At 74.3% G+C, this 21,786-nt stretch carries 15 protein-coding genes and 2 riboswitches; of the genes, 3 read left to right on the top strand and 12 right to left on the bottom strand.

Features of this window, described 5'->3' with window-relative positions; translation table 11 throughout:
• The first annotated feature begins 65 nt into the window (after positions 1–65).
• Positions 66–500 (top strand): SRPBCC family protein, encoded by a 435-nt coding sequence (locus ACFVUY_RS22845; RefSeq protein ID WP_387732566.1) that lies wholly within the window; start codon positions 66–68, stop codon positions 498–500.
• A 137-nt stretch (positions 501–637) separates the two neighbouring features.
• On the opposite strand, the gene ACFVUY_RS22840 is transcribed toward ACFVUY_RS22845, so the two are convergent.
• From ACFVUY_RS22840 to ACFVUY_RS22830, 3 genes are all read right to left on the bottom strand, one after another.
• Complete coding sequence (locus tag ACFVUY_RS22840; RefSeq protein WP_387732563.1) at positions 638–1,813, bottom strand: hypothetical protein; 1,176 nt, start codon at positions 1,811–1,813, stop codon at positions 638–640.
• Positions 1,814–2,047: 234 nt separating this feature from the next.
• Positions 2,048–2,908, bottom strand: a complete 861-nt coding sequence (locus ACFVUY_RS22835) for a hypothetical protein (protein WP_387732560.1) — start codon at positions 2,906–2,908, stop codon at positions 2,048–2,050.
• Positions 2,909–3,056: 148 nt separating this feature from the next.
• A complete protein-coding gene (locus ACFVUY_RS22830) occupies positions 3,057–3,998 on the bottom strand; it encodes a TIGR01777 family oxidoreductase (RefSeq protein WP_387690329.1) in 942 nt (313 codons plus the stop codon).
• A gap of 205 nt (positions 3,999–4,203) precedes the next feature.
• On the opposite strand from ACFVUY_RS22830, the gene ACFVUY_RS22825 reads away from it, so the two are divergent.
• Positions 4,204–5,454 carry a cytochrome P450 gene (locus tag ACFVUY_RS22825; RefSeq protein WP_387732558.1) on the top strand — a complete coding sequence of 417 codons (1,251 nt, stop codon included), beginning with the start codon at positions 4,204–4,206 and terminating at the stop codon, positions 5,452–5,454.
• Positions 5,455–5,464: 10 nt separating this feature from the next.
• Here ACFVUY_RS22825 and ACFVUY_RS22820 read toward each other — a convergent pair whose 3' ends face one another.
• Positions 5,465–8,776 carry a BTAD domain-containing putative transcriptional regulator gene (locus ACFVUY_RS22820; protein ID WP_387732556.1) on the bottom strand — a complete coding sequence of 1,104 codons (3,312 nt, stop codon included), beginning with the start codon at positions 8,774–8,776 and terminating at the stop codon, positions 5,465–5,467.
• 248 nt (positions 8,777–9,024) lie between these two features.
• On the opposite strand from ACFVUY_RS22820, the gene ACFVUY_RS22815 reads away from it, so the two are divergent.
• Positions 9,025–9,876 carry a class I SAM-dependent methyltransferase gene (locus ACFVUY_RS22815; protein WP_387732554.1) on the top strand — a complete coding sequence of 284 codons (852 nt, stop codon included), beginning with the start codon at positions 9,025–9,027 and terminating at the stop codon, positions 9,874–9,876.
• An 87-nt stretch (positions 9,877–9,963) separates the two neighbouring features.
• On the opposite strand, the gene ACFVUY_RS22810 is transcribed toward ACFVUY_RS22815, so the two are convergent.
• From ACFVUY_RS22810 to ACFVUY_RS22775, 8 genes are all read right to left on the bottom strand, one after another.
• A complete protein-coding gene (locus ACFVUY_RS22810; RefSeq protein WP_387732551.1) occupies positions 9,964–11,652 on the bottom strand; it encodes a hypothetical protein in 1,689 nt (562 codons plus the stop codon).
• Positions 11,653–11,929: 277 nt separating this feature from the next.
• Positions 11,930–12,952: a hypothetical protein gene (locus ACFVUY_RS22805; RefSeq protein ID WP_387732548.1), complete on the bottom strand. Its 1,023-nt coding sequence runs from the start codon at positions 12,950–12,952 to the stop codon at positions 11,930–11,932.
• Positions 12,953–13,407: 455 nt separating this feature from the next.
• Positions 13,408–13,695: a short-chain fatty acyl-CoA regulator family protein gene (locus tag ACFVUY_RS22800; RefSeq protein ID WP_387732545.1), complete on the bottom strand. Its 288-nt coding sequence runs from the start codon at positions 13,693–13,695 to the stop codon at positions 13,408–13,410.
• Positions 13,646–14,497, bottom strand: a complete 852-nt coding sequence (locus ACFVUY_RS22795; protein ID WP_387732543.1) for an ECF transporter S component — start codon at positions 14,495–14,497, stop codon at positions 13,646–13,648. The genes ACFVUY_RS22800 and ACFVUY_RS22795 overlap by 50 nt, the downstream gene beginning before the upstream one ends.
• Positions 14,494–16,137 carry an ABC transporter ATP-binding protein gene (locus ACFVUY_RS22790; protein WP_387732540.1) on the bottom strand — a complete coding sequence of 548 codons (1,644 nt, stop codon included), beginning with the start codon at positions 16,135–16,137 and terminating at the stop codon, positions 14,494–14,496. The genes ACFVUY_RS22795 and ACFVUY_RS22790 overlap by 4 nt, the downstream gene beginning before the upstream one ends.
• Complete coding sequence (locus tag ACFVUY_RS22785; protein WP_387732536.1) at positions 16,134–17,366, bottom strand: CbiQ family ECF transporter T component; 1,233 nt, start codon at positions 17,364–17,366, stop codon at positions 16,134–16,136. Before ACFVUY_RS22785 ends, ACFVUY_RS22790 begins: the two co-directional genes overlap by 4 nt.
• Before the next feature lie 5 nt (positions 17,367–17,371).
• Positions 17,372–18,481: a hypothetical protein gene (locus tag ACFVUY_RS22780; RefSeq protein WP_387732534.1), complete on the bottom strand. Its 1,110-nt coding sequence runs from the start codon at positions 18,479–18,481 to the stop codon at positions 17,372–17,374.
• Positions 18,478–21,372 carry a prenyltransferase/squalene oxidase repeat-containing protein gene (locus tag ACFVUY_RS22775; protein WP_387732531.1) on the bottom strand — a complete coding sequence of 965 codons (2,895 nt, stop codon included), beginning with the start codon at positions 21,370–21,372 and terminating at the stop codon, positions 18,478–18,480. Before ACFVUY_RS22775 ends, ACFVUY_RS22780 begins: the two co-directional genes overlap by 4 nt.
• A 105-nt stretch (positions 21,373–21,477) precedes the next feature.
• A riboswitch (cobalamin riboswitch) is annotated at positions 21,478–21,619 on the bottom strand.
• An 83-nt stretch (positions 21,620–21,702) separates the two neighbouring features.
• Positions 21,703–21,780, top strand: a riboswitch (cobalamin riboswitch).
• The last annotated feature ends 6 nt before the right edge of the window (positions 21,781–21,786 follow it).

The raw sequence follows: 21,786 nt of genomic DNA, 5'->3' as shown, positions 1-21,786 counted from the left end.
CTGCTGCGTCGTCGCTGGAGCCGCCGCGCTGCGGCCCGGGGCCGGCCGCGGCTAGGGTGGCGACCGTGGCCCGCTTCGTCCTGATCCGCCGTACGCCGCTGCCGCCCGCCGACTGCTGGGAGCGGCTGACGGCCTGGCCCCGGCACGGGGAGCGGGTGCCGTTCACCCGGGTCTCCGTGGTGCGCGGCACCGGCCGGGCGGCGGGCGACCTCGTCCTGGCCCGGACGGCCCTGGGACCGCTGCGCTTCGACGACCCGATGGAGCTCACCGGGCTGGTCGCCCCCGGCCCCGGGCGGGACGGGCGGTGCCTGCTGGTCAAACGCGGCCGGCCGGTGCAGGGCTGGGCCGAGCTGCGGGTCCGGGCGGTGGGCGGCGGCAGTGCGGTGGTCTGGACGGAGGAGCTGACGGTCGCCGGCGTGCCGCGACTGCTCGATCCCGTCCTCGCCCGGACGGGGCGTCTGGTCTTCGGCCGGGTGCTGGACCACCTGCTCGGGGCGTAGGCGGCCGGGCGGGAACGGGCACCCGCCCGGTCGCCGTACGCTTCGCCGGCTCGTCGGGCACCACCGCTTCCCGGCCCGCCGGCACCCGTCCCGTGCCGTCTGACCCGGCCCCGACGGCCGTCGGGGCCGCGACGGTGTCAGCGGGTGATGATGTCGAGGCCGGCGCGCACCGTGACGGTCGGGGAGATGTCGCCGGCGAGGTAGAGGGTGTGACCGTCGGGGCCGAGGCTCAGGGTGGCGGTCCGTCCCACGCTCGGCGGGTGGACGGCCTCGGCGGGGACGAGGGCGCCGGCCTCGGTGTCGTAGGAGAGGATCACGCTGGAGTAGTACGGGCCGGTCGGGAACGGCGTGCCCGGGCCCATGATGCCGGAGTTCTGGCTGACCACGTACAGGCGGCGCCCGTCCGGGCTGATCACGGGGGCCCGCAGGGAGCCGTGCCCAGGCGCGAAGTGGAAGCCCGAGGTGACCGTGTCCGTCGCGGTGTCGACGATGTAGTCGGAATCGGAGCCGCCGATGCCGTACAGCGTGCTGCCGTCGGGGCTGAGGACCGCGCTGCCGCCGGCCCCGTGGCCCGCGGTGAAGGTTCGGACGGTGGTGAGCGAGGTGGGGGTGGCGGCCAGGTGGACCAGGCCGGCCGCGGTGGTGACGTAGGCGTCCTGGCCGTTGGGGCGCAGGACGATCGAGCCGACACCGAAGTCGGCGAGGTCGAGCGAGGCGGTGAAGGCCCGGTCGGCCGTGGAGTAGGCGAGGACGCGGCCCGGCCGGGCGCCGTAGCGCTGCTCCGGCCCGCGCTGGGCGAGGTAGACGCCGGTGCCGTCGGGGGCGACCACGAGGGAGCCGATCGTGCCGGGCACGTACCCGTCGGGGCGCGGCTGGTCCGGGATCGGGACGTCGGCGACGACGGTGTCGTCGGCGGTGTCGACGGTGACCAGGCGTGAGGTTCCGACGGCCACGTACAGCCGGGTGCCGTCCGGGCTGACGGCCAGCGAGCCGACGTAGGTCCACGGGGTCGTGGAGAGGGTGAGTCGGGTGGTGATCGCGCCGGTCGCGGTGTCGACGGCCTTGAGGACCGTCGTGCGGCCGCTGTCGTTGTCGACGACCCCGACATAGGCCTTGGCGCCGTCGGGGGTGACGGTGGCGACCGGGGCCGACCACCCCACGGTGACGGTGCGGGCGGTCACGGTCGTCCCGGCGGTCCCGGCGCTCCCCGCGGCCCCGACGGTCACCGGCTGCGCCGCGGTGGCGGCCGCGGGCACGAGCGCCAGCAGCAGCCCCGCCGTGGCCGCCGCGCCCAGCCAACGGGCCCTTCCCATGAGCGATTTCACGATTTCCTCCCCTTGTGCGCACGACGCGTTCGCATCGGCGGCCGCCAGCGTACGAGGTGGCCGGAGCGCGCCGGGGCGGCCTCGGGGGAGCTGGGCGACAAACGCCGACCCGCAGTAGACGCCGCGCCGAACATTCCTACGGCACATGACAGGGCGCAGCACGCGCAGGCCCCTACGCCGGGGCCGGCCGCGGGCCGGTGGAGGACGGCCGGATTCCCCGGATCAGCGTCCCCCTCGACGGCCGCTGCCCCGGTCGGCGGAGGTCCGGCGCCAGTCCAGGTACTGCTGGCGGACGTATGCGCGCGCGTCGTCGCCGTCGGCGGTGACGCCGTCGTGCTCGGTCAGGTTCCCGGCCGCGATCCGCGCCCCCACCACCTGCCCCATGTCCTGGTCACCCTCCGCCAGTGCCAACCGGTCGGCCCGGGCGGCGGTGCGCAGCAGGTACTCGCGCCGCTTGCGGGGCGGGCTCTTGGCGGTGCTCCGGCGGGCGGCCAGGTCCTTCTCCTCCTCCTCGACGCCCGGGGCGTCCGCGTAGGCCTGGTCCGCCGTGGGCACCGTCCCGGCCGGCACGCTGCGCACCGGCCGGGACGGCAGCGGCGGCAGCCCGCGGACGTGGAGTACCTCGTTCGCGAACTCCGGCCGTTCGACGGGAAGTCCGCGCCGGCCGAACACGGCGAACAGCTCGGCGAGGGCGCGCGGTTCGGTGCCGCGCGGCAGGTCGTCCCCGGTGACGTCGATCCGGCCGAGCTGCGGGCCCCAGAACCGGCCCGGCGGGTCCGCGAGGCGCAGCCGGAGGGTGACGTAGTGGCCGCTGGTCTCGACCTCCTCCCCGAACTCCATGGCCAGGCCGCGGATCTCCGACCAGGCGTAGCGGCGCGGAACCAGCAGCTGGACCAGGGTGAGGCCGTCCTCGTCCTCCCGCAGCCAGCAGGTGTGCGGCACCGCGACGGCCACCGCGACGGCGATCAGCACCCCGATCAGGGTGGCCTCACCCGGGCCGGTGGCACCGGATCCGACCAGCGCGAACATCGCCACCACGGCCAGCGCGATGCCGATCCCGATGTTGCCTCCCCACTTCCGCATGAACGCCAGCCGTACTGTCCGCATCCCGCCCCCTGGTGTCCCCGGTGTGTGGCTCCACGCTCCCGGGAGCCGCCGGGCCCGGGCAAGCGTCGGCGGAGAGCTGTGACGGCCCCGTGACGAAGCCTCGGCGCCGCGCTTCGACGGCGGGCTACCTGCCGCGCAGCCGCCGGACGAGGTTACGGGCGGCCTCCGGCCAGCTCGGGTGGTCGAAGGCGAAGCCGGCGTCGAGCAGACGGGTCGGGACGACGCGCCGGCTCTTCAGCAGCAGCTCGGTGTCGGAGCGCAGCGCGAAGGCGCCCAGCTCGGCCATCCAGCGGGTGGCGGGCAGGGCCAGCGGCATGCCCCAGGCGGCCCGCAGCTCGCGCATGAACTCGCGCTGGGGCAGCGGGTTCGGGGCGGCGAGGTTGACCGGGCCGGTGAGGTCCTCTCGGAGAATCAGGAACTCGACGGCGCGGGCGAAGTCCCGTTCGTGGATCCAGGAGACGTACTGGGCGCCGCCCGCGACGGGGCCGCCGGCGCCGAGCCGGGCCAGCCAGGAGAGCGCGTCGAGGGAGCCGCCGCGTTCGGGGCCGAGGACGGCGGCGGTGCGCAGCGCGACCCGGCGGGTGTGCGGGGTGTCGGCCTCGGCCTGGGTGCGCTCCCAGGCCCGGGCGACGTCGATGCTGTGCCGCCAGGCGGGCGGGGCGTCGGGCTCGCTGCCGCCGATCAGGCCGTCCCGCTCGTCGTTGGGGGCGTCGTGGCGGTGGGCGTAGACGGTGGCGGTGCTCATCTGGAGCCAGGACGCGGGCGGGCGGCGGGCGGCCGCGACGGCCTCGCCGACGACCCGGGTCGACCGCACCCGGGAGTCCATCATCTCCTGCCGGTTCGCCTCCGTGTAGCGGCAGTTGATGCTGCTCCCGGCGAGGTTGAGCACGACGTCGGCGCCGTCGATCTCCGCCGCCCAGGCGCCGAGGGTCCGCCCGTCCCAGCCGACCTGCCGGGGCCCGGCGGGCCTGCGGCTCAGGACGACGACCTCGTGTCCGGCGGCGGTCAGGCTCCGGTCGAGCAGCGCCCCGAGCGCACCCGATCCGCCGGGAATGACGACCTTCATGAGCTCCCCCTCGTGCCTCGGTTCCTCGGAACCAGCCTAGCCCACTCTTCTGAACGCGTTCAATTCCACTGCTCGATCCGTCCTTGGACCGCTGCCCCCGGACGACCGAAACCGTGCTGAAACCGCGTTGAAGGCGGACCCCGGCAAGCTCCTGGCCATCGGAAAGCCCGCCACGAGGCGGCAGAGCCCTGAAGGAGCACCCGGCATGACCACCACCCCCGTCCGGCTCACCCCCGAGGACATCGAGAACCCCGCCGGCCCCTACGCCCGGTTCCGCGGACAGCGCGAACTGCCCCGGGTCGTCCTGCCCGGCCTGGACACCCCGGTCCGGCTGGTCACCCGCTACGCCGACGTCAAGGCCGCGCTCACCGAACCTCGGCTGGTCCGGGACCGCACGGGCATCGCCGCCCCGGCCGGCGCCGAATCCGACCCGCAGGACGAACTGATGGCCGCCGCCTTCGACGGCTTCCCCGCCGAGTACGCCACATACCTCTCCGGCCACCTCGCGCTCTTCGACGGCGGGGAGCACGCCCGCCGCCGCGCGCCGCTGACCCGCGCCTTCACCGCCCGCCGGATCGCCGCCCTGCGCGGCTTCGTCGAGCGCACCGCCGACGAGCTGCTGGCCGACCTCGCCGCCCGGGACGAACCGGCCGACCTGCTGGGCGAGTTCGCCTACCCGCTGACCACCCACCTGGTCTGCGAGCTGGTCGGCGCCGAGGAGGCCGACCGACCCCGGGTCTGCGACTGGATCCGCGACTTCGCGTACGGCGACGGCAGCCGGATGGTCGAGGGCCTGGTCGGCATCGTCGACCACGTCAGGGAACTGGTCGCCCGCCGCCGTTCCGAGCGCACCGAGGACCTCGTCTCCGCCCTGGTGCACGACACCCGCGAGGGCGAGCAGCCGCTGGACGAGGACGACCTGATCTCGATCGTCGTCCTGCTGATCAACACCGGCATCACCCCGCCCGCCCTGTTCCTCGCCCACGGACTGCTCGCCCTGTTCGACCACCCCGACCAGCTGGCCCGGCTGCGCGCCGAGCCGAAGCTGCTGGAGCGGGCCGTCCCCGAACTGCTGCGCCACGTCACCCTGGTGCGGATCGGCGCGACCCTGTACGCGGCCGAGGACTTCGAGTTCGCCGGGACGGCGCTGCGCGCCGGCGACCCGGTCACCGTCGCCCTGCTCGCCGCCGACCACGACCCGCAGGAGTACGGCGAGGCGCCCGAACGCCTCGACATCGCCCGGGAGTTCGGACGCGGCGACGGCCACCTGGCGTTCGGCCACGGCGCGCACTACTGCCTGGGCGCGGCCCTCGGCCGGCTGGTCACCTCGGTGGTGCTGGAGCAGGTGGTGATCCGGCGCCCGGAGGCGGCCCTGGGGGTCGCCCGGGACGAGCTGGAGTTCGGCCACTGGCCGGCCGACGGCTTCCACCTGCTGCGGCTGCCGGTGCGGCTCTGAGCGGCCGCCGTCACAGCGGGCCGCGGTCTCGGGCGTCCGCACCCCACGGTCGGACGCCCGCCAGCCGGCGGGCCTCCGCCGCCAGGGCGGTGCGGTCCGCCGCCCCGTACTCGGCGATCGCCCGACGGCACTCCCCCGGGTCGGCCCGCTCGGCCTCGGCCCGGGCCTCCGCCGAGCCCATGGTCGGCCGGAAGTTGCGCAGGCAGCGGAACCGCTCGGCCAGCACGACCAGCCGCACGCCCGCCCTGGTCCGCTCGGGATCGCCGTCGCGGGCGCCCCGGTCCAGCGCCGCCAGGCCGAGTGCCAGCAGCAGCGCCCCGGCGAGCGGGCCCTCCACCAGGGCGGCGGGCCGGTCGAGCAGTTCGGCCAGCCGCTCCGGGAGTCCGGCGGCCAGGGCGGCCACCCGGTCCGGCTCGCCGTGCCGGGCGTGCGCGGCCACGCAGGCCGCCACCAGCTCCAGCGCCCAGGACGGGTCGGGGAGGGGCTCCGCGGGCCACTCCGCACCGCGGGCGAGCCGTTCCGCGAGCAGCTCCGCGGACGGCTCCGCGGCACGCGCGAGCATTCCCGCCGACGGCTCCGCGGCACGCGCGGCCATGGCAGCGGACCGCCGCCACAGCGCCAGCCCGGTCCCCACCTCGCCCCGGGCGAGGGCGATCTCCGCCCGGGCGCCCAGCTCGGGGGTGAGCAGGTCGACGGCATCGGCCGGCCGGTGCCGCACCGCCAGCTCCAGCCAGTGTTCGGCACCGTCCGGGTCCCCGGCCTGCAGACTGCCGATCACCATGCCCCAGCGCAGGCCCAGCATGTCGCTCCAGTCGCCGAGCCGGTCCAGCTCGGCCATCGCCGCACGCAGCAGCGGCAGCGCCTCGGCGCCGCGCTCGCCCTGCAGGTGCAGTTCGCCGAGGCGGGCCAGCGCGAGCACCCGCAGCCAGGGCACCGGCAGCGCCTCGACGGCCGCCAGCGTGCGCCGCGCCGAGGCGGTCGCCCGCTCCGTCTCCTGGGCGCGCTCCCACCGGTAGCCGGCCACCGCCTCGGCCACACCGGCGAGCAGCGGTTCGGGGGCTGCGCACAGGACGGCCAGCGCGCCGCCGTCCGGGCGGCCGTCCACAGCGCCGTTCACAGCGCCGTCCGGACTGTCCGGCGTGGAGCCCAGCACCTCGGGGACGGCCGCCATCACGGTGGCGATCGCCCGGACCGGGGTGTCCGGCGCGGCCGGGGGCAGCCGGCGCAGAGCGGCGAGCAGGCGCAACGCGCCCGTGCCGGTGCCGAGCCCGCCGCCCGCGGCGAGCAGGGTGTTGACGGTGCTCAGCGCGGTGAGGGTGCGCACCGGCTCCAGCAGTTCGGGCCCGGGGCGCAGCCGGGAGACCGGGCCGCCGGTGTCCTCGGCGAGGGCGAGCAGCCGGACGTAGTTGCCCTCGGCGGTCCACAGCCCGGCGAGGACGGCGGCGGTGGCGGCGACCGTCGGTCCGTCCCCGGCGGCGAGGGCCAGGCGCAGCGCGCGGACCAGGTTGTCCTGTTCGGCGCGGACCAGCCGCCACTGCGGCACGGCCGCCGGGCCGAACGGGCCGTCGTGGTGGGCGATGCCGAACTCCCGTGCCCAGTTGAGGAATCGGAAGGTGACGGTCTCGTCCTCGGCCGCCTTCGTCCGCTCGGCCGCGCCGAACTCGCGGACCGTCTCCAGCATCCGGAACCGTCCGCCGCTCGGGGTGTCGGCCAGGCGCAGCAGGGACTGGTCGACCAGGTCCTCCAGGACGGTCAGGACGTCGGCACCGGTGCCGTCGGCGGCGCCGCCGAGCAGCCGCTCGGCCGCCTCGGCGGTGAAGCCGCCGGGGAAGACGGACAGCGCGCGCAGGGCGGCCCGGCCCGGCGGGTCCAGCAGGTTCCAGCTCCAGTCGACCACGGCCTGCAGGGTGCGGTGGCGCTGCGGCGCGTCGCGCGGTCCGCCGCGCAGCAGGGCGAAGCGGTCGGCCAGCCGGTCGGCGATCCCGGTCACCGTCAGCACCCGCACCCGGGCCGCTGCCAGCTCCAGCGCCAGCGGCAGCCCGTCCAGCCGGGCGCACAGCCCGGCGACCGGACCGACGGGCAGCTCGACGTCGGGCCGGGCCGCGCGGGCCCGCTGGGCGAACAGCTCGACGGCGGCCGCCCGGTCCAGCTCGGGAAGCGGGTACAGCACTTCGGCGGAGATCCCGAGCGGCGTACGGCTGGTGGTGAGCACCCGCAGGTCGGGGCGGGCGGCGACCAGCGCCCGCACCAGGTCGGCGACGCCGCGCACCACCTGCTCGCAGTTGTCCAGCACCAGCAGCACCGGCCCGGGGCCCAGGGCGCCGGCGATCCCCGCCCGGTCGCCCGTGCCGAGCGCGGCCGCGACCGCCCCGGCCACCTCCTGGTCGGCGGCCACTGCGGCGAGCGGCACCAGGTGCACCACCCGCTGCGTCGCCGCGCGGGCCGCGGCGGCGGCCAGCCGGGTCTTGCCGAGCCCGCCGGGGCCGACCACCGACACCACCCGGGCGGTGCCCAGCAGCTCCGCCACGGCGGCGAGGTCGGCTTCCCGGCCCACCAGGGCGTTCGGCTCGTGCGGCACCCCGCGCCGCACCGGCGCCTCCTCGCCGCGCAGCAACTCCTTTTGCAGTTCCCGCAGTTCGGGGCCGGGGTCGACGCCCAGGGTGTCCCGCAGGCCGCGGCGGTAGCGGTCGTACCGGCCGAGCGCGGCCGCCGCCCCGGCCGTCCTGGCCTCGCTGCGCAGCAGCTCCAGCAGCACCTCCTCGTCCCTCGGCTGCCCGGCGGCCTCCCCGGCGAGCGCCTCGACGGCCTCCGGGTGCCGCCCGGTGCGTGCCAGCGCGAGCGCCCGGCCACGCCGCAACGCCCGGCGGGTACGGTCCCGTTCGACGCGCAGCGCGGACACCGGGTCCGTCCCGTCGGGGTCGGCGGGCCCGCTCTGCCCTTCCCAGAGTTCCAGCCCCGCCTCGGCCTCGGCGAGCGCCCCGGCGTGGTCCCCGGCCCTCGCCTTCTCGGCGCAGGCGGCGGCGTGCAGCAGCACGGCGGAGGCGTCCACCCGTTCCTCTCCGAGCCCCAGCCGGTACCCGGTCGGCGTGCTGACGACGAGGTCCGCCCCGAACTTCGCCCGCGCCCGCGACACCAGCACCTGCAGCGCCTTCTCCGGCCGCTCGGGCCCGCCCTCCGGCCACAGCCCGTCCACCAGGCTCCCCCGGCCGCACCCGCCCCGCACCTCCCGCGCCAACAGCGCGAGCAGCCACCGCAGTCCGGGGGCGGTGACCTCCTCGCCCCGGCAGGAGACGGTGGACAGTATCCGCAGTTCGATCGACACCGCGTCAGGCTAGCGATCTCCCACGGGCCGCCGTCGCCCGGCTCCTTGACCACCTGCCCGTGCAACGGTCCTGATCCCCGGTCGGCGGACGTGGGCCTTGTGCCGCGGCACTTCGATGCCTAGGGTCTCGATGTATCGGTTCGATACATCGGACCGATACATCACGCCGTCCGGGTCGGGTCGACCCCGGTCGGCCGCAGCGTGCTGTGCGCCCACCCGGCACAGACCGCCGATCAGAAGGAGCTTCGATGACGGGGACCGACCACACCACCGGGCACCACCAGGACGCCTCACCGGACCACCCGCGCACCGGGCAGTCGTCCGCACAGGACGAACGGCAGCTGCACAGCTCGTCGTTCGGCAGGGCGGCGGTCGCCTACGCCGAGCACCGCCCGGACTACGCGCACGCCGCCGTGCGCTGGGCCCTCGAAACCGCGCCGGGCCCGCGGGTGCTCGACCTCGGCGCCGGAACGGGCAAGCTCACCGCCACCCTGGTCGCGCTCGGCCACGACGTCGTGGCGGTCGAGCCCGACCCGGCGATGCTGGCCGAGCTGCGCGGCACGCTGCCGGACGTGCGCGCACTGCCGGGCAGCGCCGAGGCGATCCCGCTGGCGGACGGTTCCGTCGACGCGGTGGTGTCCGGCAACGCCATGCACTGGTTCGACATGGACCTCGCGGGCCCGGAGATCGCCCGGGTCCTCGCGCCCGCCGGCGTGCTGGCCGGACTGTGGAACGTCTTCGACGACGGAGTCGACTGGGTGGCCGGCCTCGCCCGGGTCACCGGCCCCGCCGCCATCGGCCCGCGCGACGTGCCCGTCAGCTGGCGCACCGCGACGGCACGGATGCACCTGCCCAGGTCCGGCGGGGACGCGTGGTTCGACTCGCCGGAGCAGGCGGAGTTCCCGCACGGGCAGCGGCGGACCGCGCAGTCCCTCGCCGCCACCCTCGCCACGAAGGCGGGCGTCCTGGTCATGCCGGAGCAGGAGCGGGCGGCCCTGCTGGACGCCACCCACGCCTATCTCGCCGACCGGCCGGAGACCGGCTCCGGCGAGTTCACCCTCCCGATGCTGACCAGCGTGCTGCGCGTCCGCCGGATCTGAGCCCCGCCGCCGCGTCCGTCCGACGACCGGCGGCCCCCGCTCCCCGGCGATCCGGGGAGCGGGGGCCGCCGACGGGGCCGTCAGCTGTCAGCTGTCAGCCCGGAACGCCCCGTGGACGCGCAGGTCGCCGTTGATCGCCACCTTGTCGTCGGCGGTGTGCAGGATCCAGGCGTCCCCGGTCCGGACCGAGAGGTGCCCGTTGGCGTTCACCTTCCCGACGAACATCGAGTCCCCACCGACGCGCAGGCCACCGTTGATCGAGATCCGGCCGTCCTCGGTGTGCAGGACCCAGGCGCCCCCGTTGCGGACCGACAGGTGCCCGTTGGCGTTCACCTTCTTCTCGAACTCCGACTCCCCGTGGACGACCAGCCGCGGCGGGCCGTCCAGCGTCTCCAGCACGTTGTCGACGGTCAGCCCGCCGTGCAGGGTGAGCCGCTCCTTGACCTGGGCCCGCTGGGTGACCAGGTCGTTCAGGTCCGCCTTGTCGGCGGCGACGGTTCCCCACTGGTTGCTTCCGGCGCCCTGGTACACGTTGAGGCCCGCGGGCGGGAACTCGATCCACCCGTCGCTCGCCGAACGCCCCTGCACCCACTTGGTGTTGACACCGTTCAGATCCGCCTTGTCAGCGGCGACCGTCCCCCACTCCTGCTGTCCGTCCTTGCGCACGTTCACGCCGGACTGCGGGAAGTCGATCCATCCCTTGCCGGAGTCGCGGTCCCCCACCCACGTGGTGTTGATGCCGTTCACGCTGATCTTCTCGGCCGTGACCGTTCCCAGGTCGTTGCCGGTGCCGTGGCCGACCTTGATCCCGTCCGACGGGAACCGGATCCACCCGGCGCTGCCGTCCCGGCCCCGCACCCACGTGGCGGTCACGGTGTCGACGTCCGCCGTGGCGGCGGAGACCGTCCCGGGCGCGTCGGAGTCGTTCCGCACCTGCGCGCCCTGCGCGGTGAGGACGACCCGGCCCCGGTCCGTCGTCCCCTCCACCCACGGGGTGTGCACCCCGCCGGTCGCCGTCACGCCCTCGAACTCGGGGCTGCGCAGGTGGACGGTGGTGGTCAGGATGTAGCCCGGCTGCTGCCGGCTCGGCGAGGTGGCGATCAGGGTGTAGGTGGCGTCCCGCTTCGGCTCCTGCCCCGGCTTCGGCGACCACTGCCAACCGGCCGCCGTCCCGGTCCTCGGCGGAACCGCCTCCGGGGGACCGTCCGGACCCTGGATCTGGTACGTGAGATCGTCGGGGCCGCTCCACTGCAGGACGACGTCCTGGCCCGCGGCCACCAGGGACGTCCTGGGCCGGAAGTTGCGCGGCACCCTGGGTTCCCGCTTGAGCAGGCTCAGGGTCACCGGATTCGTCTTCACCCAGGGGCCGTTCGCCGCCCGCTCCGCCACCAGCAGCAGGACCAGGCCCGCCTTCGCGGAGACCGGGAAGCCCTCCAGCACCAGGACCAGCGAGCCGCTTCCCTTGAACACGGAGCGGCCGGGGTCCCTGGCGGCCACCCTGAGGAGACCCGTCGTCGGGTCCCAGCCGATCGTCGGCTCGTCCACCGGGTCCGTCGCGCTGTTCTGCGCGATCCGCACGGCGACGGCCTTCGGATCCGGCGTCAGGTCGCCGTCCTTGTCCCCGAAGGGCACGCGCACCTCGGTGGAGAACCAGAGCGCGTCGTCGGTGGTCGGGTTGGAGACGACGAGGTACACGGCTCCCCGCGATTCCTCACCCGCCTCCGACACCTGGAGCGGAGCCGGGTCGGTGAGGATTTCGTAGTTCAGATATGCCACCGCTGAGAACCCCCTGCTTCTGCTGTGCGGGCGCTCGCCCCCACGGGCACGGCCCCTGTACCAGCACTGTCCTGCCGGACGGAAAGCGGGGAAGCCCGATTCACCGCATGCGGCGCGAACCGGACCTGCACTGGCCGAAAGCGGGATCGCCCGATTTCCGGCCTCTCGGTTTCCCACGCGGCACTTCAGACCCGGAGAATGCGCGATCACCCGGCAGCCTCAGCGGTTGCCACCGCTTTTCGGCCGTTCGATCTCACTGATCGGCCTGCAGGGCGGGCTATGGCAAAGTGAATCCACAGGCGACCAGCTGCGGCACATTGATTCCGCTTTCCCCGGTCTTGAAATCGAACTCGGCCTGACCGGAGTCCTGGGCGCCGAGGACGAGCTCCACCCTCACAATAAATACCGCAGTGGATCCTTGATCCACAAAGGAAAGGTTCCTGTCGGCGAGAAAGGAGGAGTTGCTGATGAGTCCACTCTTGTCGGTGTAGCTGTCCCAAAATCCGGACGAGACGCCCGCAACGACGGGGGCCTTGGCATCACCGGCCGGAAGTTCCGTCATTGCACCATCAGGCGAATAGGAATAGAGGAGCAGGATCGTGGAATAGGACAGCTCCCCGCTACCCAAAGGCCAGTCCCCCTCCAGGAAGTACGACCCATTGGGCTGGACGTACGTGATCGCGTTCAGTAGCAATGGTCGATCCATGAGCCATTCGAACATGAAATCCAGCCTGAAAACCGAAAAGTAGTCCGGATTGTCACCATAATCGGTGCTCATATTGGCATACACCTTGGCCCGATTATTCAGGGGATCCATCTGGACAATTTCTGAATCGAAGCTGGTGTCCTCCGACGTAATAAACGGCGTGGGTCGAATTTCTGAGGCGATTTCGAGATTGGCCGTTTCCTGCCACTGGAGCGGCCCGTTCCCCAACGCCGGAATCGGCCTGGCGGCCCTCGCGATCTTCGCGACCGTAGCCGCATGCTGCTCCGTCTCTCGCGCTTGACGCTCGGCGACGGCCTTGGAGCGGCCCACGACATTGGCCCGCCGGACTTCGAGGAACGACCGAGCCCATGAATCGTCCCGCCGGCCCTGCCGGTCCAGCTTGGTGGTGTCAATGCCGGCAAGCTCAAGCAGTCTGCGCTGGGCCTGCGCTCGCTCCGGGAAGGCCGCCTCTGCGCGCCGGCGCCATTCGTTTCGGCTTGCGTGCCTGAGGAGGCGGGAGAACTCTTCCTCGCTCTGGCGGCGACCCTCGATCGCAGCCCACACTGCGTCCCGTTGCGTTTTGGTCAGGGTCATTTGAGGTCCCTCGTCACTCATGGCGATCCGAAGCTCCATCAGGGAGCTGGATTATCAGCCTGATGAGGTACCGCGCTTCACGCGCACACTGTCCGGATTTGAGCGCCGAAGTTCGAGGGCCGAACAGGAGGTAGCGCGAACTCCCGTCACGGTGCCGGAAGCTGTCGCCCGGCGCCTCTGTGGCCTCCTTCCAGCCTGCGCCGAACCGGACTCCACCGCATCTTCAAACCTGAGCTTGACGGTCCGACCGGGTCCTGTGCGGTGCGGCGGATCAGGTGTTTGCAGCAGCACAGGGTGGCGGCGGGGCCGAGGAGGACCGTCAGGGCGGTTCGTGGGCAGTCCGAAGCCCGCCGGGTGCTTCTCCTCGTAGGACAGGAAGCCCTGGTACTCAACCTCTCGACCGCGTCCGATCCGCGCCCAGGCACCGCCCTTCGAGACGGAACAAGGCGCGAGGTTCACCGGAACTCCGCTCCCGCACGTCGGCCCCGGAGGCCAGGCAGCGCGGCATAGGGGACGAAGGTGCTGGTGTGCTCGTCGACGGCCAGTGGCCGGCCGATGGCCGGGGCGGAGCGCTGCGGACAGGCCGGGCGTTCGCAGACCTTGCAGCCCGTTGGGCTTCCCCCAGTAGCTTCCGTCCCCGGTGGAGGTGGAGCTTCGTCCCGGCGACCTGTGCCTGCGCCCCGCCCTTTCGGTTCAGGGGTGCGCCGGTCCAGTGGGCTGCGCAGCGGTGGGCGGCCCCACATCGGCGGCCGGACCGTGGTGAGCCTCGAAGCGCACCGTGGGCTCGAAGTTGGCGCGGCGGGCCGCACGGCGGAAGACAGTGAGCACGGCGGGCCCGACGACGAGGACGGCGGTGAAGGTGGTGACGGCGCGGCCGGTGTCCCAGCCGAGCGAGGTGGCGAGGTCGAAGAGCAGGTAGCGGTGCCACTGCTCGGTGAAGGGCAGGCCGGGGAGGTAGGCGATGGAGCTGTTGGGGTCGGTGGAGAACGGCCAGAACGACAGGTTGAGCAGGAAGCCGAACAGGTAGCCGGAGAACGCCCCGTACACGGCCAGCATGGGCACCTCCACACGGCGCCACCGGACCTTCGGCAGCAGCCCGGCGAGCAGGCCGACGAAGGCGCAGCCGAACATCTGGTAGGGCATCCAGGGGCCGACGCCGCCGGTGAGCAGGGCGGACGCGAAGAGCGAGGTGCAGCCGAGGGTGAAGCCGAAGCCGGGGCCGAAGATCCGGCCGGCCAGGACGAGGATGAAGAAGACCGTCTCCACCCCGGCCGTCCCGGCGCCGAGCGGACGCAGTCCGGCGTTGACGGCGGACAGGACGCCGAGCATGGCCAGGGCCTTGGCGTCGATGCCGCCGGACGAGATCTCCGCGATGACGACGGCGAGGACCAGGACCAGGAGGGCGCCGAAGATCAGCGGCGGGGCGTAGGAGGAGCCGAACTTCCCCGGGGCCACGACGAACGGCCAGGTGAAGGCGACCAGCCCGATGAAAGCCGCCAGGGCGATGACGACCCGGGCCCGGCCGGGGATCCGTAGGGCGGTCATCGGGCCGCCTCCGCGGGTTCGAGGGCCTCGGCGACCTGTCGGGTGGACAGGTAGGGCAGCGGGGCGAGGATCTTGGCGGTCTGCGGGGCGAAGGTGGGCGAGGCGACGATGACCTCGGCGGTGGGTCCGTCCGCGACGATCTCGCCCTCGGCCATCACCACGACGCGGTCGGCGGCGGAGGCGACGAACTCGACGTCGTGGGTGGAGACGACGACCGTACGGCCTTCGGCGGCGAGGGCGTCCACGATCCCGGTGAGTGCCTCCTTCGCGTGGTAGTCGAGCCCTCGGGTGGGTTCGTCCAGCAGCACGACCCGTGGTGCGGCGGCGAGTTGGATCGCCAGGACGAGGGCCAGCTTCTGTCCCTCGGAGAGGTCCCGGGGGTGGGTGTCGTCCGGGATCCCGGGGGCGAGGCGGTCGAGGATCCGCCGTGCGGTCGGCCCCCCGGTGTCATCGGCTTCGAGGTCGCTCTGGGCGAGTTCCTGGGCGACCGTCTCCAGGTACAGCAGGTCGGTGGGGGTCTGCGGGACGAGCCCGACCAGTTGCCGGGCCCGGGCCGCGGGCAGGCGCTTGGGGTCCTCGGGCTTCCCGCCCTCGGTGCCGACCACCTTCACGCTGCCGCCCTGGCGGGGCCCGGAGCCCTGGAGGGCCCACAGCAGCGAGGACTTGCCGGAGCCGTTGCGGCCCATCAGCGCGGTGACCTCGCCCGCGCGCAGCGCCAGGTCGACCTCCCGGACGGCGGCCACCGGCCCGTACCGGACGATCACCCCCTTCGCGTCCAGCACCGGCTCCCCCGCCACCGCTGCCCGGCGCGGCGGGGGAACCGGCAGATCGGTGAGCCGTTCCCGCAGCGGCGCGGCGGCCCGGCGGGCGTCCCGGACGGACAGCGGCAGCGGCCGCCAGCCGGCCAGGCGGCCGAGCTCGACGACGGGCGGCGCGATCGCGGTGTCCCGGAAGACCTCGGCCGGGGGGCCGTGCACGACCGTCCCGTCGCCGGGCAGGTAGGCGACCCGGTCGGCGTACTGGACGACCCGCTCCAGCCGGTGCTCGGCCAGCAGGACGGTCACGCCGAGGTCGTGGACCAGCCGGGTGATCGCGGCCAGTACCTCCTCGGCGGCGGTCGGGTCGAGCGCGGAGGTCGGCTCGTCCAGCACCAGGACGCGCGGGTGCGCGGTGAGCACCGAGCCGATGGCGACGCGCTGCTGCTGGCCGCCGGAGAGCTCGTGCAGGGCGCGGTGGCGCAGCTCGGCCAGGCCGAGCAGGTCGAGGGTCTCCTCGACGCGCTTGCGCATGGTCTCCGGCGGGATCGCCAACTGCTCCATGACGTAGGCCAGTTCCTCTTCCACCGTGTCGGTGGTGAAGCCGGCCAGCGGGTCCTGCCCGACCACGCCGACCACGTCGGCGAGTTCGCGCGGCGGGTGGTGGGCGGTGTCGCGCCCGTCCACGGTGACCCGGCCGCGCAGGGTGCCGCCGGTGAAGTGCGGCACGAGGCCGTTGACGGCGCCAAGCAGGGTCGACTTGCCGGCGCCGGTGCGGCCGACCACCAGGCAGAGCTCGCCCTCCGGGATGTGCAGGTCGACGTCGCGCAGGACGGGCGTGGTCTCGCCGTCGTACACCACGCCGACCCGGTCGAATCGGATCACGTGCTCACCTCGGAGGTCGTGCGGTCGGTGCGGGTGCTGCTGGTTCCGCCGGTCCTGCCGGGAACACCAGCGGCTACCGGCGTCCGGCCGGGCGGCGGTGAGACGATCCCGGCCGCGCCCGCCACAAGCAGGGCGAGCACCGGGACGAGCGGCAGGGCCGGCCAGGTCAGCGGGTACAGGGAAGGGTTGAGGTCGGTGGCGTCGTAGCCGACGGTGGCGAACAGCAGCACGGCGGCGGCCACCCCGCACCCGGCCACGCCCCACTCGGCGGCCCGCCAGCGGTCCGGCCGGTAGGTGGTGCGCCGGACGCGCCGACCGCCGAGCAGCAGGCCGGCCACGCAGAGCACGGCGCCCGCCAGGAAGGCGGGCAGACCGAGCGCGGCAGGCGCCGTTCCGTCCAGCAGCCCGTACACCCCGGCACACAGGCCGCACATGCCGAGCAGCATCAGCGCGCCGGTGAGCCGTCGGGAGCGGCGCGAGGCCGTACCGGAACGCCCGTAGCCGCGCGAGTCCATCGCGGCCGCGAGGCTGAGCGAACGCTCCAGCGCGTCCTCCAGGACCGGCACCACGATGCTGCGCAGCGCGCGCACGCCCTTGCGCTGCCCCGCGCGCAACCGCCTTGCCCGGGCGACGCGTTGGACGCTCTGCACCAGCTGGGGCGCGACACTGAGCGACACCGTCACCGCGACGCCCAGCTCGTACAGGGCACCGGGCAGGACCCGCAGGGCCCGCTTGGGGTTCGCGAGGGTGTTGGCGGCGCCGATGCAGCAGATCAGGCAGGCCAGCCGCAGCCCGTCGAAGGCCGCGGAGAGCGTGGCCTCCAGCGAGACCGGGCCGCCGATCCGGATGCCCGCGTACCAGTCGGGGGTGGGAATGTGCGGCAGGGAGAAGAGCAGGTGGTCGTGCGGGGTGATCCCGGTGGCGAAGACGCACCGGAAGACCACCCGGATCGCCACCACCGTCAGGGCCAGCCACAGGTAGTAGGTGAATCCGCGCGCCCACGGGGCCTCGCTGCGGCGGGCGGTGACCACGTAGCCGAGCACGGCGAGGACGAGCAGGAGCAGCAGCGGGTTGGTGGTGCGGCTGGCCGCCGTCGCCAGGGCGAGTGCCCAGGCCCACCAGGCCAGCGGATGGAGGTTGCGCGGGATGCGCCGACCCCCCGTGACCCGCCCGGGGGCGGTGGGTGGGGTGACGGGCGGCGTGGCAGCGTGCTTGTCAAGCGTGGTCAACCGGATCACTCGGCCTGTCGCCGGCGGCGGCGCGCCGTGATCACGGTCACCACGCCCAGGACCACGACGAGGACGGAGCCCACCACCGCGGGGAGCATCGAGCCGGAGTCGTGCGGAGCGTCGGCCACGGGGTTGGCGTCCACCACCCCGCCGGGTACGGCGGGGGTGGGCGTCGGCGCGGCCGCGGCGGGCTGCTCCGTCGGCTGGTCGCTCGGGGTGTCGGTCGGCGCTGCGGTGGGTGTATCGACCGGTACCGGTGTCGCGGGTACCGGCGTCGGCTCGGGCGCGCCCGGCGGGGTGATGCCGTCCTCGGGGGTGACGGCGGTGCCGGGGGGCGTGCCGGGCGCGGGCGGACGGGCGCCGCCCGCCGGGGGCTTGGTGGAAGCCGGGGCCCGTCCGGTCCCGGAGCCACCGGTCGTGCCGGTGGACCCGCCGGAGCCGCTGCCGGAACCGTTGCCGCCGGTCGTCCCGGCACCACCACTTGTCGACCCGCTGCCGGAACCGCCCGAGGCACCGCCGGTGCCGCCCGCAGTGCCCTGGCCCGGGTCGGCCGGCTGCCCACCGGGGCTGGAGTTGTGCGCCCGGACACTGTCGGGCGAGAAGGTCGGACGCCCCTCGGTGCCCTCGATGTCGGTGCCGCCGAAGATCCACAGGTCGACGCTGCCGGGCTTCGGCTGGTAGCTCATCGCGCCCAACTGGCTGTACGACCAGGTGTTCTGGCCCGGGTCGGCGTGCCAGTACGACCAGTACGCGGTGGCCGGGGGCGTCAGGACGCACTTCTCCTGGTCGGGGGTCGGGTACTGCTTGCCGCCCTGGAAGCCGCTGTAGCCGATGCGGCAGATGAAGGCCGGGCCGTCGTGCCCGGTGCCGGTGGTCTTCCAGCCGCCCTGGTTCAGCAGGGCGTACCCGGTGGTCGGCGTGGTGCCGCAGGACCGCAGCAGCGGGCCGCCCCACGTGCCGAAGTCCACGGCGAGCACGACCCCGGAGGTGGTGGTGCACTGGTCCATCGGCAACGGCGCCGCGGACGCCGGGGCGGTGCCCACGGCGACGCCGCCGAACGCGAGGGCCAGGGTCGTGGCCGCTGCGCCCAGCAGTCGGCCGAAGCGCCGGATCACCGGTGACGCCCCGGGCCGGAGGCGGTACGACGGCGGGCGGCCAGGAGGGCCGCAGCGCCGAGCACGGTCAGCAGACCGGAGGCCCCCGTCAGTGCGAGTGCTTCGCTCCCCGTGGCCGCGAGGCCGCCGGTACCGGACCGCCCGGCACCGGCGGGAACGTCACCGCCGACCGGGCCAACGGCGAGCGGGTCACCGACGGGCGGGGCGTCGGACGGACGGGTGGTCGAGCCGTCACCGGGATTGGACGCGACGGAGGTGGGGGACGTCGTCGCCGTCTGCGTGCCGGTGCCCGTCGGGGTCGGCGTACCGGTCGCGGTCGCGGTGCCCGTGGGAGTGCCGGTCGGCGTCCCGGTGGGGGTCGGCGTCGGCGTGCCGGCGAGGTTGCGGGACAGCGTGCCGAAGGAGATCCCGGTGGCACCGCCCAGCACCTGCGTGGACGCCCGGACGTCCGAGCCCTGCTGTCCCCCGGAGGCGACGTTGAACCCGCCGTCGCCGTTCTGCTGCCCGGCGAGGAAGTCGAGCGCCTTGGCGATCTGCCCACCGTAGGCGGCCTTGCGCAGCGTCATGCCCTGGACGGCCAGCGCGGCCGAGTTGGTCGAGTCGCCGGCCGCACCGGGGAAGCCGCCGTCGGGCAGCTGCCGCGAGGCGAGCCAGCCGAGCCCCTTGTCGACCGCCTGCGCAGCTTCGTCACCCGGAACCAGGGTCAGGGCCATGACGGCCATCGCCGTGCTGTCCACGTCGGAGTCGCCGGTGGCGGGGATCAGGCTCGGCCAGGAGCCGTCCGGGTGCTGGAGGCCTCTCAGGTAGGCGATCGCAGGGGCGGCGTTGGCGGCGTCCCCGGCCCGGAGCTGGGCCATGACGGCGAGCGCCTGGGAGAACACCGAGGTCGCGTAGACGTAGTTGCCCGGGGCGGCGCAGCCGGTGTTCGCGTCGGCCTTGGTGCACACCAGCGCGGCGAGGGCGGCGATCAGGTCGTGACCGCCGAAGGCGCGCGGGTCGCGGCCGACCACCTCGGCGAGCAGCGCCTCCTTGCCGATCGACCCACCGCCGGCGTACTCGGTACCGATGGCCGTCCAGTCGTTGACGGTGCGCTCGCTCGCGTCCTTGCCCTGCTGGTCCAGGAAGTCGACGATCCGGCGCAGCGCCGCGTCGTCGGTGCCGGTCGCGGCGAGGGCGTAGGCCCCGTCGATGGTCAGGCCGAAGTCGGCGAAGGCCGGGAACCCCTCGTAGTAGTGGCCGTCGATCAGCCGGGCCGGGTCGGTGAGGTAGGCGCTGCCCTTGGCAGCGTCCGGCTTTCGCCCCGCGGGCGTGGTCGGGGGCGTGGTGGCCGGCGTGGTCGGCGTGGTGGTCGGCGGAATGGTGGCGCCGTCCGGGTTGTGCCGGACGCTGGTGAGGTCGGTGCCCGTCAGAGCCAGGATCGCCTGTTCGGTGGCCGCGGCGTCCGGGTCGGTGGTGACCGCATCCGGGCCGAAGCCGCCGTCCTTGTTCTGGCGGGCGGCGAGCCAGGCGGTGGCTGCGGCCCGGCGGGCGCCCTGGCCGGTGGCCTGGAAGGCCTGGGCGGCGCTCGCGGTGCTGGTGGTGTCGCCGGGGGCGCCGACGTACGGGAGGAGGGAGCCGTCCGGCTGCTGGCTCGCCGCCAGCTGGTCGGTGGCCTTCCTCGCCGCCGCCTCGTACCCGGGGGCGGTCCGCAGGGCGAGGACGGCGACGGCGGTGGTGAGCGGGTCCGACTCGCAGTGCTCACCCGCGACGATCATCGAGCCGGCCATGCCGCCGTCGGCGCACTGGAGGGCCGTGAAGCGGGCGAGCGCCGGCGCGGGCGGGGTGACGCCGGCGCGCTGGAGCGCGATGACGCCGAGGGACTGGACCCAGGGCGAGGCCGCGCCGAGGAAGTCCCCGGCGGCCGTGCAGTTGCCGTTCTCCCCGGCTGCGGTGCAGACGTGGTCGGTGAGCGCGGCGATCAGGTCCCGCCCGCCGAAGGTGCGCGGGTCGCGGCCGGTGCTCTCGGCGACGAGGGCCAGCAGCGCGGCGGCCCGCGTGTCGGGCGTGCCGGTGGGGCCGGCGGGGTGGAGGAACGCGTCGGTGTGGTCGGCGAGGAAGCCGACGACCTTCCGCAGCGCCGGGTCCTGCGTGCCCGCGGCGGCGAGCGCGATGGCGGTGAGAGCGGTCCGGGGGTAGTCCGGCCCCGGGGCGGCCCAGTTCTCCATGTGGTCGCCGCCGACCAGTTGTCCGGCCAGCCAGGCCGCGGCCGCGGCCGGGTCGCCGGTGGCACTGGGACCGGTCGGGCTCGCGGACGGCGAAGGGGTCGCGGAGGGCGAGGGGCCGCCGGCCTTGGCCCGGACGGAGTCCAGGGTGAAGCTCGGCGCCCCGCTGGTGCCCCCGATGTCGGTGCCGCCGTACACCCAGGCCTCGACCTCACCGGGCTTGGGCTGCTGCGTGCCGGCGCCGAACCGGCTGTAGGACCAGGTCTGTTGGCCGGGTGCGGCGATCCAGTACGACCAGTACGCGGTGGCCTGCGGGGTGTTGACGCACGGCTCCTCGGCCGGAGTCGGGTACTGGACACCGCCGTTGAAGGTCCCGGTGCCGAGTCGGCAGATGAAGGCGGGCCCGTCGTGCTCGGTTCCGGTCGTGGTGAATCCCGCGTTGTGCAGCAGGTTCATGCCCGTCGTGGGGTGGGCGTCACAGCCCCGGACGACCCCGCCGCCCCAGTGGCTGAAGTCGACGGCGACGATCGCGCCCGTCGTCGCCGTGCACTGCTCGATCGGATCGGCTGCCGCGGAGCCGGGGTGGCCCAGCAGGACGGTTCCTCCCGCGGCCACCGCGACGGCCGTGGTGACCAGAAGCGAGCCCAGTTCTCTGCTTCTGTGACGCGTAGGACTGCTGCTGACCCTCACCGGCGACTCCCCGATCGGTCGTCGGGGTCCCACGACGCAGCCGACGGCTCTCCCCGGTACGGGGGCCCGTCGCGACCGCGTCGTAGTCCACGACGACGCATGCACTCAAGAACAAGGCCCCGGCGCAGGCATTCCGGCTCACCGGCCCTTGCGGGCGGGTCTACGGTTGCGGGTCAGCGCCGGAATCGGACCGGCTTCCCCTGACTGCCGAGGATTAAAAAGCGGTTCATCACACCATGTGCTCGGAGCCATCGTCAACGAGTCGTCATGTCGCTTTCGCCACCTCGTAGATCCGTTCACGGGTGCGGTAACGTCCGCGGTGGCCGAGCGGGGGAATCCGGTGCGAATCCGGAGCTGACGCGCAGCGGTGTGGGGCGGTGGTTGCACCGGCCCCGAGCCCGAATGCCCGCGCGG

This window comes from Kitasatospora sp. NPDC058063, from assembly GCF_042885395.1.
GTDB lineage: Bacteria > Actinomycetota > Actinomycetes > Streptomycetales > Streptomycetaceae > Kitasatospora > Kitasatospora lactacystinica.
This window is presented reverse-complemented; position numbering and strand designations above follow the sequence as displayed.